We start from the raw sequence: 14830 nt of genomic DNA, 5'->3' as shown, positions 1-14830 counted from the left end.
CTCCGCACGCCATCCGGCGCGCGAAATCCTTGCTCATGCGATCTTCGATCGCGTCGCTGCGGGCGGGCAGTCGCCCTTGCGGCTGCTGTGCAGCCGGTCCCTTATCCTCACCCACCCAGCTGGCCCTTGGTGCTGGGTATCGCGTCACCCTTGCGCGGATCGCGCTCCACCGCCTGCCGCATGGCGCGGGCGAAGCCTTTGTAGATGCTCTCGCAGATATGGTGATTGTTCTGTCCGTAAAGCAGTTCGATATGCAGCGTCAGCCCGGCGGTCTGCGCAACCGAATGGAACCAGTGCTCGATCAGCTCGGTGTCCCATTCGCCCAGCTTTTCCTGCGTGAACCCGGCCCGCCACACCAGATAGGGCCGCCCGGAAATATCCAGCGCCACGCGCGACAGCGTCTCGTCCATCGGGGAATAAGCCGATCCGTAGCGGCCAATCCCCGCCTTGTCGCCCAGCGCCTCGACCAGCGCCTGCCCCAGCGCCAAGGCGCTGTCTTCGGTGGTATGATGCTGGTCGATATGCAGATCGCCATCGACCTTCATTGTCACATCGATCAGCGAATGGCGCGAAAACTGCTCGACCATATGGTCCAGAAAGCCGATCCCCGTGCTGACATCATAGGTGCCCGTGCCATCGAGATTGACCTCGATAGCGATTTTGGTTTCCGCAGTGTCGCGGGTGATCCGGCCTGTTCGCATAACGCAGCGCGATATAGGCGAAGCGTGGGCACTGGCAAGCATTCCTGCTTGACCCACGCGCCTGCCAGCGCCACTTGTCAGCGCGTTATGAGTGACGAGACACCCGATAGCCTGATCCCCTACGACGAGATCGTACAGGAAGCGCTGCGCGCCGTGGTCGGCCGCGTGCTGGGAGAGATCGCCAAGGGGCCGAACGAGCTGCCCGGCGATCATCACTTCTACATCACCTTCAAGACCGGCGCGGCTGGCGTGTCCATTCCGTCGCATCTGAAGGAGCGGTTCCCCGACGAGATGACCATCGTCCTGCAGAACAAGTTCTGGGATCTGGTGGTCACCGACGAAGGATTCAGCGTCGGCCTCAGCTTCAACCAGATGCCGGCCAAGCTGGATATTCCCTACGCAGCGGTCACGGCTTTCGTTGATCCGGCGGTCGATTTCGGGCTGCAGTTTCAGGCCACTGTGGCGGATATGACGCCGGAAGAGCACGACGCGCCGGAGAATGACGAAGCGGAACGCAGCGAACATCCGGCCGTTACAGACAGCGATGACGGATCGAATGTCGTCACGGTCGATTTCGGCCGCAAGAATTAGGCGCCAGCCGATTGGCGGACTGGCGCGCGCCCGTAGAAGGGCAGCATCAGGGGGCCGGTATGGTCAAACATGTGGAAGAATATGGTGCCGATGCGGTCGATGCCGCGCGCAAGAGAACGCGTGGCCGCCGCGAGCGCGTGCCCGGGCCCAGCAGCGATCCGGAAACCAATCTGATCATGGCCGATGTTGCCATGCGCGCCGGAACCACAATCCTGCGCTCTGCGGTCGAGAAGGGTTTTTTGAAGGGCCGCTACGGCTCCGAAACCGCCTCGGAAATTGTGTCGAACCGTTCGGTCAAGAAGACGCTCACCAGCTTTGCCTTGGCCAAGCTTGCCACGCGGTCTTTGCCCGGTGCCGTCCTTGTCAGTGGAGGCATGCTGGCCAAGACGCTGTTCGACAAGGGCCGGGCACGCCGCGCTCGCCTGAGGGGCGACCGGCGATTGCGTGAGCAGGCAAAAAACGACTAGCATTCGCCGATTGCGGCCCGCCCGCCCTTGATTTGCGAGAGGCGCTGGGGGCATGAGCGCCCATGACCAGTATGAACAGCGCCGATCCCTCCGCACCAGACCACCAGGATACGCTCCATCGCCGGGGCCTGATGTTCATCCTGTCCTCCCCCTCGGGCGCGGGCAAAACGACGATTGCGCGCAAATTGCTCGCCGCCGACAGCGAGATCAAACTCTCGGTCAGCGCCACCACGCGCCCTGCCCGCGAAGGCGAGGTCGAGGGCGTCCATTATCACTTCGTCGATGATGCGACGTTTGACCGGATGGTGGAGGAAGACGATTTCTACGAATGGGCGCATGTCTTCGGCCACCGCTACGGCACGCCCAAGGGCCATATCCGTAACGCGCTGAAAGACGGGCAGGATTTCCTGTTCGATATCGACTGGCAGGGCACGCAGCAGCTGTACCAGAAGGACCAGCAAGACACGGTCAGCGTGTTCATCCTGCCGCCCAGCATCGAAGCACTGCGGGAACGGCTGGAAGGCCGCGGCACCGACAGCGCCGATGTCATCGATTCCCGTATGGAAAGGGCCAAGGCAGAGATCAGCCACTGGGCCGAATATGACTACGTGGTTATCAATGACGATCTGGAGGCCTGTTTCGCCAAGGTCAGCGAAATCCTCAATGCCGAACGCATGCGCCGCACCCGCCAGACGGGCCTGATCCCGTTTGTGCGCGAACTCACGGTCTGACCCTGCCCGCCAAAACTAAAGGGCCGCCGGATCCCTCCGACGGCCCTTTCAAATATCTTTGAGCTGCCGTTAGCCCCCGCCGGGATTGGCGAAGTGGCTGGGCAAGTGCGCATTGACCACGCCGCCATCCACGGTGAGCGTTTCGCCGACCACGTAATCCCCTGCCCGGCTGCACAGATAGATCGCCGCAGCGGCCATATCTTCTGCCGTGCCGATGCGCTTGGCTGGAATGCCCGATGCCGAAGTGTCGGGCGCATCCTTTGCCGCCTTGTTCATTTCAGAGGCAAAGGCTCCCGGCGCAATCGTGCTGACCACGATGTTGTCCTGGATTAGCCGCGCGGCCATCCGGCGGGTGAGCTGGATCACGGCTGCCTTCGATGCCTGATAGGCATAGGTTTCCCACGGATTGATCCGCTGTCCATCGATCGATGACACGTGGATCACCTTTGCAGGGCGCGCTTCGCTGGCCGCTGCGGTGAGCAGGGTGTGCAGTTTCTGGGTGAGGAAGAACGGCGTTTTGACGTTCAAATCCATCGTCCGATGCCAGCCCGCTTCGCTGAACTCCAGATAGTCCTGACCCCACGCCGCACCAGCATTGTTGATCAGAATATCGAGCTTGCTTTCGCGCTTGGCCAGCTCGTCCACCAGATGCTGCATCCCGTCCATCTGCGACAGGTCGGCCGGAATACCGATCACCTTGTCGGCGCCGAATTCCTCGACCGTGGCCTCCATCTGCTCGACCTTGCGGGCCGAAATATAGACCCGGGCGCACCCTGCGGCGAGCAGGCCCTCGACGAACATTTTACCAATGCCGCGGCTGCCACCGGTGACGAGAGCGACGCGGCCCTCGAGCGAGAAAAGTGAAGTAAGGTCCATTTTTCAATCCTTCGTCATCCCCGCGAAAGCGGGGACCCAGTTTTGTCCGTGCATCCAGCCATGCTGGGTCCCCGCTTTCGCGGGGATGACGGAACTTTTGAGTGTATCGTCCTAGTACCCCGACAATTCCGCCACGCGGCTGGTGTGGTAGTAATGATCGCCGAGGAATTCCTGCAGCGCCCGGTCGCGCTTCATATACAGGCCGATATCGTATTCGTCGGTCATCCCGATGCCGCCATGCATCTGGACGCCTTCCTTGACCGACAGGCTGGCGGCCTTGCCGACCTTGGCCTTGGCGACCGAAACCATCAGCGAGGCTTTCTCCGAACCGCCATCGAGCAATTGCTGCGCCTTGATCGTCACCGCATGGGCGATCTCGACTTCCGAATAGAGGTGGCTGGCGCGGTGCTGAAGGGCCTGAAATTCGCCGATCAGCTTGCCGAACTGCTTGCGCTGTTTGAGATAATCGACCGTCATGTCGAACGCACCGGCAGCGACCCCGCAGCCCTCTGCCGCCGAGCCGACGCGGCCTGCATCCAGCATCGCATTCAGGATTTCGCGTCCGCCATCGACTTCGCCGATTACCGCATCGCCATCGAGCTCCACACCGTCGAATTTGGTGTGGGTAGCCATGGAGCTGTCCACCAGCCGCACTGAATTGTGCGACATGTTCTCCGCATCCTTGGACACCGCAAACAGCGTGATGCCGTCCGCATCATCGTCCGAACCCGAAGTCCGCGCGGCGACCACCAGCATGTCCGCGCTGGCGCCGTAGACTACGAAGTCCTTCTGCCCCGATAGCTTGAAGCCATTGCCCGATTTCTCGGCCTTGGTCGCGATCCGCTCGGGGCGGTGCTTGCCGCCTTCATCCACTGCGACAGCGAAGACATGCTCGCCCGAAATCAGGCCGGGCAGATAGCGGCCTTTCAGATCGCTGGCGCCGTGCTTCAGAGCAGTCGCCGCCAGCACGCCGCTGGTGAGGAACGGCGACGGCGTGAGATTGCGACCGATTTCGGTCAGCACGATGCCCGCCTCGACATGGCCCATGCCCAGCCCGCCATCATCCTCGTCCACCAGAATGCCGGTGAAGCCCATCTCGCCGAATTGCTTCCACAGGCCGTGGCCGAACCCGTCCTTGCAATCGCGGTCACGCCAGTGGCGCAGCTGTTTGGCAATCGCGCCTTCCTCGGCCATGAACTGGCTGGCGCTGTCGGCGAGCATCGCCTGATCGTCGTTGTGATACAGTGGCATTCGGATCTCCGTCGTCCCAGCAAAAGCTGGAATCTCGATGTTCTAGGTCGGACTTGGCGGCACGAGGTCCCAGCTTTCGCTGGGACGACGCCTTTGTTTAGCTATCGGGCAACTCAAGGATGCGCTTCGAAATGACGTTCAGCATCACTTCGCTGGTACCGCCCTCGATCGAATTTGCCTTGGTGCGCAGCCAGCCGCGCGGCTGCTTGCCGCCGCTGGTTTCTTCGCTGTCCCATTCCAGCGCGGTGCTGCCACCGGCCGACATCATCAGCTCGTGCCGCCGCTTGTTCAGCTCCGTTCCGACATATTTCATCATGTTCGGCTGCGCGGGGTGCGCCTTGCCGACCTTGATCTCGTCGAGGAATTTCTCGCCCATCGCCGCATAGGCCAGCGCATCGACATCGAACTGCGCCAGCTCGGCTCGCAATACGGGATCGAGTTCGCCGCCTTCTTTGGCCGCGCGCCGCTTCATGGCCGCGCCGATGGTGGTGGTGTTCTCGCCCCCGCCAGCACCGGAAATCATCTCGCGCTCGTGGCCCAGCAGATATTTTGCCACGTCCCAACCGCGATTAATCTCGCCGACATAGGCGGGGCAATCTTCGCCATAGGATTTGGGAACCGAGACATCGTCGAAGAACGTCTCGCAGAACGGGCTGCTGCCGCTGATCAGCTTGATCGGCTTTGTGGTCACGCCACCGGAAGTCATGTCGAACAGGGTGAAGGTGATGCCCTTGTACTTGTTCTCCTTGTCGGTCCGCACAAGGCAGAAAATCCAGTCGGCGGCGTCGGCGTAGGAGGTCCAGATCTTCTGGCCATTGATGACCCAGTGATCGCCCTTGTCTTCACCATAGGTTTGCATCGAGACGAGGTCGGACCCGCTGCCCGGCTCCGAATAGCCCTGACACCAGCGGATTTCGCCGCGCGCGATTTCATTGAGGAAGCGCTGTTTTTGTCCTTCGGTGCCGAATTGCAGCAAAGCGGGGCCGAGCATCCAGATACCGAAGCTGGAGAGCGGAGAGCGCGCGCTGATGCGGGCCATTTCCTCGCGCAGGATCTTCGCCTGCGGAGGGTTCAGTCCGGCACCGCCATATTCCTTTGGCCACGCCGGCACGGTGTAGCCCTTCTCCACGCAGGCATCGAACCATGCCTTCTGGGCGTCGTTCTTGAAAGTGGCGTTGCGGCCGCCCCAATAGATGTCATCCTCGTCGCGCACCGGCTCGCGCATTTCGGCGGGGCAATTGGCCTCCAGCCAGGCGCGGGTTTCGCTGCGGAATGCTTCCAATTCGGACATGGCCGACTCTCCTCGAATGTTCTTGTGCTTGACGCTTACGTTATGGGAGATGGTGGGTTGCAAGCAAGGACCGATTTGCCGCTTTAAGGGGCCAGCCTCACGCCCCCGCAATGCCGTAGCGTCAGCCGGTTTGCATTGACGCGAGTGGCCTTGGCCCTACCCTAGGAAGCCGTGTTTGGGAGAGCATCGATGAGCCGATTCAGCGCCAGCAGACCCACGACAGTCAGATTCTCGAAGGGCCGCGCCTAGTGGGCTTCGTCAAAGGCAAATTGCCGCTGTGGCTTAAACTGACCAATGGGTCGGGCGCGGTCGCTTTCGGGATCAAGGATCTCGGCTTCAGCTTTTTCCTGCTGCCCTATTACAATCTGGTTTTGGGGGTGGAGGCCTGGCTGGTCGGTGCGGCGCTCGCCACGGCGCTGGTCATCGACGCCTTTGTCGACCCGTTAATCGGCCATCTGACCGACCGCACCTATTCGCGCTGGGGCCGGCGGCTGCCATGGCTCTATATCGCGCCCATCCCGCTCGCCTTCATGTGGACGCTGCTGTGGTCGCCGCCCTTCACCGGTGTGCCCACGTTCTGGGAAATCGTGGCGCTGGCGGTCGGAGTGCGCCTGCTGCTCTCGGCTTGCGAAGTGCCGTCTGTCAGCCTCGTGCCCGAACTGACCGACGATTATGACGAGCGCACCACGCTGTTCCGTTTCCGCTTCCTTTCAGGGTGGCTCGGCGGAATGATGATGATGGTGCTGGCCTTCACGTTCTTCCTGCCGACACCAGAGGCGCAATTGCAGCCCGATGGCTATGCGATGTTCGGGCTGGTCGGCGCGGTCCTGATGGCCGTTTTCGTGATCGGCTCGGCAGCGGGGCAGCATGGGGTGGTGGCGCAGTTACCCGCGCACCGCCCGCCGCCCTTTTCCATCACAGGCGCGTTTCAGGAGATCTTCGATGCGTTTCGGGAGAAAGCGTTTCTGATCTTCGCCGCGGGCGGGCTGGCCGCCTATGTCGGGCAGGGAATGAATTTCTCCATCACGCTGTATGTGAACAATTACATCTGGCGCTTCGACGATCTGGCCTTCCAGCTATACCCTGCCGTGCTGGCGATTTCCGTGTTCGCCATGTTCCTGCTGGTCGGGCCGCTGCACAAGCGTTTCGGGAAGCCCCATTCCGCTGCTGGCGGCGCGGTTGTGGCGATGGTCTTCTACTTCGTGCCCTATGCCCTGTTCCTGGCGGGCTTGTGGCCGGAAACGGGGACCCGCGCTTCCACCACCGCCGTTTTTGCAACGCTGGTCCTCGCCAATACTGCCTCGATTGTGGCGATTATCTCGGCCACCTCGATGGTCGCCGAAATTGTCGAGGCGTTTGAAGAACGCACCGGCAAGCGGGCCGAAGGGACATTCTATTCCGGCAACTGGCTGGTCCAGAAATGCGCGACTGCAGGCGGTATTCTGGCGACCAGCCTGATCGTGCAATCGCTGGGGATCGAGCAAGGCACGCCGCAGGATCAGGTGGCGCAGGGCGCGGTGAACCAGCTCGCGATGATCTACATGATCGCAGGCTCCGCGCTCGCATTGGTGGCAGCGTTCTGGCTGGCCCGGTTCCCGATTACCCGCGAACAGCACGAAACCCGGATCGCGGCCAAGGAAGCGGCTGCCGGGCAGGCCGGCACGGCAGACAATCCCATCGATGCAGCCGTCAGGGCCGATCCCGACGGGCACTCGATCACCCCTTAGCAAAACAGGGCACCCCATATTAAAAGAGGGCTTGGCGCGGGCAATCCGCTCTGCCACGGTCCTCCCACAAAATTCGATTGCGAATTGAGACTAGAGAGGAATTACCCCCATGGACTTCGAGCCCACAGACCGCCAGCGCCACTGGCGTGACCGCGTAGCCGACTTCATCGAAAACCATATCCGCCCCGCCGTGCCGACCTATGCCGAGCAGGACGCGGAAGGCGACCGCTGGAAAGTGATCCCGGTGGTTCAGGAACTGAAGGAAAAGGCCAAGGCGCAGGGCATCTGGAACCTGTTCATGCCGCCGCGCAATGACGGCCATCACCATGTGGAAGAGACTTTCGAGTTCGAAGGCCCCGGCCTGACCAACCTCGAATACGCGCTGTGCGCCGAGGAAATGGGCCGCATCGGCTTTGCCTCCGAAGTGTTCAACTGCTCCGCGCCCGACACCGGCAATATGGAAGTGTTCCACCGCTACGGCACGCTTGAGCAGAAGGAACAGTGGCTGCGCCCGATCATGAATGGCGAGATCCGCTCCGCCTTCCTGATGACCGAGCCGTTCACCGCTTCCTCCGACGCGACGAATATCGAAACGCGGATCGAGCGCGATGGCGACGAATACGTCATCAATGGCCGCAAATGGTGGTCCTCGGGCCTCGGCGATCCGCGCTGCAAAGTCTCGATCGTGATGGGCAAGACAGACCCCACTGCCGGGCGTCATGCACAGCAGTCGATGATCCTGATGCCCAACGATGCGCCGGGCGTGAACATCATCCGCCATCTGCCCGTCTTTGGCTATGACGATGCGCCGCACGGCCATATGGAAGTCGAGCTGAAAGACGTGCGTGTGCCGGTCACCAACATGCTGCTGGGCGAAGGCCGCGGTTTCGAGATCGCGCAGGGCCGCCTCGGCCCTGGCCGTATCCACCACTGCATGCGCACCATTGGCGTGGCAGAGGAAGCGCTGGAGAAGATGTGCAAGCGTCTTCAGGAGCGTGAAGCCTTCGGCAAGCCGATCTACAAGCACTCGGTCTGGGAAGAGCGCGTGGCGCGTGCCCGCATCGACATCGACATGACCCGCCTTCTCTGCCTGAAAGCGGCCGACATGATGGACAAGGTCGGCAACAAGTCGGCCAAGCAGGAAATCGCCATGATCAAGGTGCAGGCGCCGAATATGGCTCTGCGGATCATCGACGATGCCATCCAGGCCCATGGCGGCGGCGGCGTGTCGAACGATTACGGCCTCGCCAGCGCTTACGCCCACCAGCGCACGCTGCGTCTGGCGGACGGTCCCGACGAAGTGCACGCCCGTTCCATCGCGCGCATGGAATTTGGCAAGCACGTGCCCAGCGAAGGCCCGACCGCCAACGCCCTTCGCGGCGGACAGGCGCGCTCGGCCAGCGCTGGCAGCGCCGGTGCGATGTCCAGCGGAGACGTGGGAGCGACGCGCTAGGCAACCTTTTCCCCCTCCTCTTCAGAGGAGGGGGTCGGGGGGTGGTGTTGCCACATCAGCGCCGTTCTGAACGCTGTTCTGAGTGGCGCACCACCCCACTGCGACTAGGCATTGCTTCGCAACGCCAAGTCTCGTTACCCCTCCTCTGAAGAGGAGGGAGACTGAGGAGAGATCGATGGCAAAAGCAGCAATTCTCGAAGAAGTCGGCGGACTGACGATCGGCGAGGTCGAAATCGCCGATCCCGGCCCGCGCGAGGTGCTGATCGACACCAAGGCTTGCGGCCTGTGTCATTCCGACCTGCACTTTATCGACGGGGCGTACCCCCACCCGCTTCCGGCCATTCCCGGCCACGAAGCGGCGGGCGTGGTCCGTGCAGTCGGCAGCGAAGTGCGCTCGGTGAAGCCGGGCGATCACGTGGTCTCCTGCCTCTCCGCCTTCTGCGGGAATTGCGAGTTTTGTGTGACCGGCAGGCTCGCCCTGTGTCTCGGCGTCAACACCCGCAGGGGCAAAGGCGATCCGATGCGGATCACGCGCAATGGGGGCGAGCCTGTGAACCAGATGCTCAACCTCTCGGCCTTCAGCGAGCAGATGCTGATCCACGAAAACGCTTGCGTTGCCATCGACAAGGACATGCCGCTCGACCGCGCCGCTGTAATCGGCTGCGCCGTGACGACCGGAGCGGGCACGATTTTCAATGCCGCCAATGTCACGCCGGGCGAAACCGTGCTGGTCGTGGGCTGCGGCGGGGTGGGCCTGGCCGCCATCAATGCCGCGAAAATTGCCGGTGCGGGGAAGGTCATTGCCGCCGATCCACTGCCCGAAAAGCGCGAGCTGGCCAAGGTTCTGGGCGCGACCCACACGGTCGACGCGATGGCCGAGGATGCGGCCAAGCAGATCATCGAACTCTCGGACGGCGGCGTGCATTACGGGATCGAAGCCGTGGGACGTCAGGCCAGTGCAGACCTCGCTGTGGCTGCGCTCCGCCGGGGCGGCACGGCGGTCATCCTCGGCATGATGCCGCTCGATTGCAAAGTCGGCCTCGGCGCGATGGATTTGCTGTCGGGCAAGAAATTGCAGGGCGCGATTATGGGCGAAACGCAGTTCCCGGTCGATCTGCCGCGCCTCGTTGATTTCTACATGCGCGGGCTACTCGATCTCGACACGATCATCGCCGAGCGGATACCGCTGGAAGACATCAATAAGGGGTTCGACAAGATGCGCGAAGGGCATAGCGCACGCAGCGTGGTGGTGTTCGACTGATGACGACAGAAGCGCCGAAAATCGACTACCAGAAGGAAATGGTCGGCACCGTCGAGGTCGAGGACCGCGACAAGCTGGACATGGATGCGCTGACCGCGTGGTTCGAAGCCAATGTGGAAGGGTATGAAGGCCCGATCAGCTACACCAAGTTCAAGGGCGGTCAGTCGAACCCGACCTACCGGCTGGATACGCCGTCGCGGTCCTATGTCCTGCGCCGCCAGCCCTTCGGCAAACTGCTCCCCAGCGCCCATGCGGTGGACCGTGAATACAAGGCGATGACGGGGCTGTATCCCACCGGCTTCCCTGTCCCGCAGACATTCGGCCTGTGTGAAGATCCGGAGGTGCTCGGCTCCAAATTCTTCGTGATGAGCATGGCCGACGGGCGCAGCTTGTGGAACGGCGCGCTGCCCGACAACACTCCCGAAGAGCGCCGCGAAATCTACAACGCCATGATCGACACCATGGCCGATCTGCATCTGCAGAAACCGGAAGAAATCGGCCTCGGCGATTTCGGCAAGAGCCAGGATTACTGCGCCCGCCAGATCAGCCGCTGGAGCAAGCAGTATAAGCTGTCCGAAACCGAAACGATTCCCGAAATGGACCGGTTGATCGAGTGGCTACCGGAAACCATCCCTCCCCAGCATGCGAGCGGCGTGGTGCATGGCGATTACCGGCTCGACAACATGATCTTCCATAAAACCGAGAACCGCGTCATCGCCGTGCTCGACTGGGAGCTGTCGACGCTGGGCGATCCGATTGCGGATTTCAGCTATCTGATGCTCAACTGGTTCAACCCTGCCGATGGCCGCGCAGGGCTGGCTGGCCTCGATATCGAAGCGCTGGGCATCCCGTCGGTCGAAGAAGCGGTTGGCCGCTATGTCGAGCGCACCGGGTACCCCGTGCCGCCGATGGAGTGGTATTTCGCCTACAATTTGTTCCGGCTCGCCGGGATCATGCAGGGCATCAAGAAGCGCGTGATCGACGGCACGGCCAGCAGCGCCCATGCGAAAAGCATGAGCGAGCGCGTCACCCCGCTGGTGCAGAATGCCTACGCCTTCGCGCTGAAAGCAGGCATGCCGGCCTGAGCGGTCAGAACTGACGGTTCCAACGTAGCACCAGCCCGGCATCCTCGGGCGCGTCGGCGTAATGGCCCGGCTGACTGCGCAGATAGAGGCTGCTGGAAAATGCGCCGCCTGCCAGCATACCCTGCCAACTCAGCTCACCCATCAATTCGCGCCCCTCTGGCGCAAGCGACAGGCGCTGCACGCCATAGATCGGGCTCTCGCTGGCATAATCGTACGCCGTGGGTAGCGTCAGATCGAGGCCCCCGCGCACCACTCTGAGCGGCTGCGCGATCCGCAGTCCCAGACTGTCACCGCGCATCAGGGCATGGCGTTTGCTCAGATCGAGCGAGAAGGCATTGGACGAAAACTGCGATCCGGCCTCCAGCATGCCGCCCGAATGGGGCCGGGTGAACCCATGGCGATAGGCTGCCCCCATGCGCCAATCCGAACCCAGATCGAAACCGAGCGCGGCATCGAGGAACAAGCTGTCCGCGCCCTGCACTCCCAGTGCCTCGTGCCAATAGCCACCCAGCACCGTGCGGTCCTCCGACAGCCAGCTGGCCCCTGCGGTCGCATCGAACGGGCCGATTTTGCCGTCCAGACCCACGCCCAGACTAGTCGCCCCGAAACGCTCATACCGCCGCGAGACGACATCTGCACCGCGCCTGCTGGCCCCCAGCACTGCATCTCCGCTCGCGCCGTTCACTGTCACGCCCAGCCCGCCGAACTCGTGCCGCATGGCGAAGGCGAACTTGCCCGCGCGGGCAAAGCCTGTGTCCCCCGCCGTATTCTGCGCAATCATAAAGGCCGGACGATCCGCCCGCCCCTGCCCCTGCAAATGGGCGACGAGACCGTTCGCATTCTCACTGAACGACAGTCCGACTTTCGTATCGGGAGCGAGTGCAAAGGACATGCGGCCCGCCAGCACCCGCGCACCCGCAGCCTGATCCTGTGACAGACGCAGGGGCTGCAATGCATCGGCCTGGCCCGCCGATCCCGGCGCGCCCACTGTAAAGGCCAGCGAGAGCCTCTCGCTACCCGCCGCAACACGCCGGCCATTGCCGCTGACGATCCCGCGCAGCACCGGGGCCGGAGCCGCTCCGCGCAGGCTGCTGCCCAGCTCCAACCCGAAGGCGCGGTCATATTTGTCCTGCACGATGGTCGACAGCGTCGTCGCCTCCAGCGCGTCGCCCATGGCCGCAGAGCCAATCGCGGCATCGTCCGACAGCTCGAAATTGCTGGTGGTACCAGCCACACGCGTGGTGCCCTGAGGGGCAAACGCCGCCGCAATATCGAGCAGCCCGCGCCCGAAGGTGCGGTCGGTTCCATTAGCCCCCGCATCGGCCGCGCTGTCGAGCAGGATCTCGACAATCTCGGCGCCGGTCAGATTGGGAAAGGCCTGCGCCAGCAAAGCCACCGCGCCTGCCACTTGCGGGGCGGCAAAGCTGGTGCCGGAAAAGACCGTAACCAGGCTGAGGCCGTCCCGGTTCGTCCGACGCAATTCGCCATCTTCGTAAATGCAGCAGACCTGCTCGCCGCGTGCGGAGAGGAACGATGCCGCCGAATCTCCAGCGGCATTGCTGAAATCGGAGAATGCCCCGCTCGCATCGACCGAGCCGACGATGATCACATTGGCCCCGCCCGCCGCCAGCAGGCCGGTGGCAAACCGGTCAGGATTGGAGGGATCAAGATTGGGATCAGTCGACCCCCCGTCATTGCCGGCCGAGACCACGATAACGATGCCCGCCGCCGCTGCCTCCGCCACCGCATCGTTCAGGCGCTGGCCGGGGAAACTGCCCCCAAGACTGAGATTGATGACCGTCGCCCCGGAATTGGTCGCACGGGTTACCGCGCGCGCCAGATCTACATCGGTAAATCGGCAACCATCCAGCGTCGCATCATTACCCGACGCGCACGACCCTTCGCGGTCTGACCGCAGAGCAAGAATATTGGCCTCGTAGGCAATGCCCACCACGCCTGTCTGGTCCAGAGCACCCGCCGCAACCAGCGCGACATGCGTGCCATGGTCACTGACTTCCTGTGCGTCACCGGTCCCTGCAATATAGGTAGAGCGCGAGTCGATCCGGCCTGCAAATTCGGGATTGTCCAGATCGATCCCGGTATCGATCACGGCGATCAGCTCCCCGTCACCCGTAGTCCCGTCCTGCCATGCCGCGATGGCATTATGCTGCTCCGGCCCGTCCGACCGGTTGACTTCGGCCGTGTCGAAAGTGGGCGGCGGAGTCGGTGTGGGTGTGGGCGCAGGCGTAGGAGATGGCGCCGGGGAAGCCGGAGGCGGTGTGGGCGTGCTGACCGGCCCGCCTCCTCCACCACCGCCGCAGGCCGCCAGTGCGCCAGCTGCGCAGCCAACCAGCAATGCGCGGGACACCATGCGCGTGCGCGGCGCCGGCTTCTCGCGCGTTGTTTCAATTTGCATGGCTGCTTCCTTGCTGATTGCCCCAATTGGGTGTGAGGCTAAACTTAGCCACATGAAGGCAGTCTTACCAACACCTCAACTGCTTGCTGTATCGCGTGGCTGTTTGTAGCAGCGATGCAAACGCGCCGCGCGCCGCAGATACAGGAACCCGCACTATGACCGACACCCTCGCCCAAACCATCGAAGCCGCATGGGACAACCGCGATGCGGTGACCCCCGAAAGCACCGACATAGCGCAGGCGGTGGAGGAAGCGATCGCCCTCATCGATTCCGGCGAGCGGCGGGTGGCCGAGCCCGATGGACAGGGCGGCTGGCAAGTCAGTCAATGGCTGAAAAAGGCCGTTCTGCTGTCCTTCCGCTTGCGCGACAATGCCGTGATCGAGGGGGCGGTTGGCGCGCCTGCCTTCGATAAAGTGCCCAGCAAGTTCGAAGGCTGGGACGATGCCCGCTTCCGTGACGCCGGTTTCCGCGTGGTGCCGGGCGCCATCGTGCGGCGGGGCAGCCATATCGGCAAGGGCGTGGTGCTGATGCCTAGCTTCACCAATATCGGGGCCTATGTCGGCGACGGCACGATGATCGACACATGGGCGAGCGTCGGCAGCTGCGCGCAAGTCGGCTCGAATTGTCACATCTCGGCAGGCGCGGGCATTGGCGGTGTGCTGGAGCCCTTGCAGGCCAATCCCACCATCATCGGCGACAATTGCTTTATCGGTGCGCGTTCGGAAATTGTCGAAGGCGTGATCGTCGGCGAAGGATCGGTGGTCGCCATGGGCGTATTCATCACCCAGTCTACCAAGATCGTGCACCGCGATACCGGCGAAGTTATTCGCGGCCACATCCCGCCCTATTCCGTCGTCGTCCCCGGCACTTTGCCAGCCAAGGATGGCGGCCCCTCACTCGCCTGCGCGATCATTGTGAAAACCGTGGACGCGCAAACCCGCGAGAAAACCGCCATCAACGATTTGCTGCGCGATTGATTT

13 protein-coding genes are annotated in these 14830 nt (G+C 62.7%); 8 read left to right on the top strand and 5 right to left on the bottom strand.

The window, feature by feature from the left end:
• Window positions 1-107 precede the first annotated feature (107 nt).
• Window positions 108-701: an imidazoleglycerol-phosphate dehydratase HisB gene (gene hisB, locus ACFCW2_RS08820; RefSeq protein WP_379545737.1), complete on the bottom strand. Its 594-nt coding sequence runs from the start codon at window positions 699-701 to the stop codon at window positions 108-110.
• Window positions 702-788: 87 nt separating this feature from the next.
• On the opposite strand from hisB, the gene ACFCW2_RS08815 reads away from it, so the two are divergent.
• From ACFCW2_RS08815 to gmk, 3 genes are all read left to right on the top strand, one after another.
• On the top strand, window positions 789-1292 hold the full coding sequence (locus ACFCW2_RS08815; protein WP_379545735.1) for an SspB family protein: 504 nt from the start codon (window positions 789-791) through the stop codon (window positions 1290-1292).
• 59 nt (window positions 1293-1351) lie between these two features.
• The gene (locus ACFCW2_RS08810; RefSeq protein WP_379545734.1) at window positions 1352-1759 is read left to right on the top strand and encodes a hypothetical protein; all 408 of its coding nucleotides are present in this window, start codon (window positions 1352-1354) and stop codon (window positions 1757-1759) included.
• A 62-nt stretch (window positions 1760-1821) separates the two neighbouring features.
• Entirely contained in the window at window positions 1822-2490 is a 669-nt protein-coding gene (gene gmk / locus ACFCW2_RS08805; RefSeq protein ID WP_379545733.1) for a guanylate kinase, read from the top strand.
• 69 nt (window positions 2491-2559) lie between these two features.
• On the opposite strand, the gene ACFCW2_RS08800 is transcribed toward gmk, so the two are convergent.
• From ACFCW2_RS08800 to ACFCW2_RS08790, 3 genes are all read right to left on the bottom strand, one after another.
• Window positions 2560-3366, bottom strand: coding sequence for an SDR family oxidoreductase (locus ACFCW2_RS08800; protein WP_379545731.1), 807 nt, complete (start codon window positions 3364-3366; stop codon window positions 2560-2562).
• A 111-nt stretch (window positions 3367-3477) separates the two neighbouring features.
• The gene (locus ACFCW2_RS08795) at window positions 3478-4617 is read right to left on the bottom strand and encodes an acyl-CoA dehydrogenase family protein (RefSeq protein ID WP_379545729.1); all 1140 of its coding nucleotides are present in this window, start codon (window positions 4615-4617) and stop codon (window positions 3478-3480) included.
• Window positions 4618-4714: 97 nt separating this feature from the next.
• Window positions 4715-5908 carry an acyl-CoA dehydrogenase family protein gene (locus ACFCW2_RS08790; RefSeq protein ID WP_379545728.1) on the bottom strand — a complete coding sequence of 398 codons (1194 nt, stop codon included), beginning with the start codon at window positions 5906-5908 and terminating at the stop codon, window positions 4715-4717.
• Window positions 5909-6156: 248 nt separating this feature from the next.
• Here ACFCW2_RS08790 and ACFCW2_RS08785 point away from each other — a divergent pair, with 248 nt between their 5' ends.
• From ACFCW2_RS08785 to ACFCW2_RS08770, 4 genes are all read left to right on the top strand, one after another.
• Window positions 6157-7635, top strand: coding sequence for an MFS transporter (locus tag ACFCW2_RS08785; protein ID WP_379545727.1), 1479 nt, complete (start codon window positions 6157-6159; stop codon window positions 7633-7635).
• Window positions 7636-7744: 109 nt separating this feature from the next.
• On the top strand, window positions 7745-9088 hold the full coding sequence (locus ACFCW2_RS08780; protein WP_379545726.1) for an acyl-CoA dehydrogenase family protein: 1344 nt from the start codon (window positions 7745-7747) through the stop codon (window positions 9086-9088).
• A 175-nt stretch (window positions 9089-9263) separates the two neighbouring features.
• A complete protein-coding gene (locus ACFCW2_RS08775; protein WP_379545725.1) occupies window positions 9264-10349 on the top strand; it encodes a Zn-dependent alcohol dehydrogenase in 1086 nt (361 codons plus the stop codon).
• Window positions 10349-11434: a phosphotransferase family protein gene (locus ACFCW2_RS08770; RefSeq protein WP_379545724.1), complete on the top strand. Its 1086-nt coding sequence runs from the start codon at window positions 10349-10351 to the stop codon at window positions 11432-11434. Before ACFCW2_RS08775 ends, ACFCW2_RS08770 begins: the two co-directional genes overlap by 1 nt.
• Before the next feature lie 4 nt (window positions 11435-11438).
• Here the strand turns inward: ACFCW2_RS08770 and ACFCW2_RS08765 are convergent, their stop codons facing one another.
• Window positions 11439-13850, bottom strand: coding sequence for a S8 family peptidase (locus tag ACFCW2_RS08765; RefSeq protein WP_379545723.1), 2412 nt, complete (start codon window positions 13848-13850; stop codon window positions 11439-11441).
• 155 nt (window positions 13851-14005) lie between these two features.
• On the opposite strand from ACFCW2_RS08765, the gene dapD reads away from it, so the two are divergent.
• Window positions 14006-14827 carry a 2,3,4,5-tetrahydropyridine-2,6-dicarboxylate N-succinyltransferase gene (gene dapD / locus ACFCW2_RS08760; protein WP_379545722.1) on the top strand — a complete coding sequence of 274 codons (822 nt, stop codon included), beginning with the start codon at window positions 14006-14008 and terminating at the stop codon, window positions 14825-14827.
• Window positions 14828-14830: the final 3 nt, after the last annotated feature.

Source organism: Qipengyuania algicola (genome assembly GCF_042492175.1).
GTDB lineage: Bacteria > Pseudomonadota > Alphaproteobacteria > Sphingomonadales > Sphingomonadaceae > CAJXSN01.
Note: the sequence above shows the minus strand (reverse complement) of the source record. Positions and strands in the feature narration are given on the sequence as shown.

Coding starts and splice junctions, on each gene's coding strand:
- hisB (WP_379545737.1), bottom strand. CDS start 701: ATGCGAACAGGCCGGATCACCCGCGACACTGCGGAAACCAAAATCGCT.
- ACFCW2_RS08815 (WP_379545735.1), top strand. CDS start 789: ATGAGTGACGAGACACCCGATAGCCTGATCCCCTACGACGAGATCGTA.
- ACFCW2_RS08810 (WP_379545734.1), top strand. CDS start 1,352: ATGGTCAAACATGTGGAAGAATATGGTGCCGATGCGGTCGATGCCGCG.
- gmk (WP_379545733.1), top strand. CDS start 1,822: ATGACCAGTATGAACAGCGCCGATCCCTCCGCACCAGACCACCAGGAT.
- ACFCW2_RS08800 (WP_379545731.1), bottom strand. CDS start 3,366: ATGGACCTTACTTCACTTTTCTCGCTCGAGGGCCGCGTCGCTCTCGTC.
- ACFCW2_RS08795 (WP_379545729.1), bottom strand. CDS start 4,617: ATGCCACTGTATCACAACGACGATCAGGCGATGCTCGCCGACAGCGCC.
- ACFCW2_RS08790 (WP_379545728.1), bottom strand. CDS start 5,908: ATGTCCGAATTGGAAGCATTCCGCAGCGAAACCCGCGCCTGGCTGGAG.
- ACFCW2_RS08780 (WP_379545726.1), top strand. CDS start 7,745: ATGGACTTCGAGCCCACAGACCGCCAGCGCCACTGGCGTGACCGCGTA.
- ACFCW2_RS08775 (WP_379545725.1), top strand. CDS start 9,264: ATGGCAAAAGCAGCAATTCTCGAAGAAGTCGGCGGACTGACGATCGGC.
- ACFCW2_RS08770 (WP_379545724.1), top strand. CDS start 10,349: ATGACGACAGAAGCGCCGAAAATCGACTACCAGAAGGAAATGGTCGGC.
- ACFCW2_RS08765 (WP_379545723.1), bottom strand. CDS start 13,850: ATGCAAATTGAAACAACGCGCGAGAAGCCGGCGCCGCGCACGCGCATG.
- dapD (WP_379545722.1), top strand. CDS start 14,006: ATGACCGACACCCTCGCCCAAACCATCGAAGCCGCATGGGACAACCGC.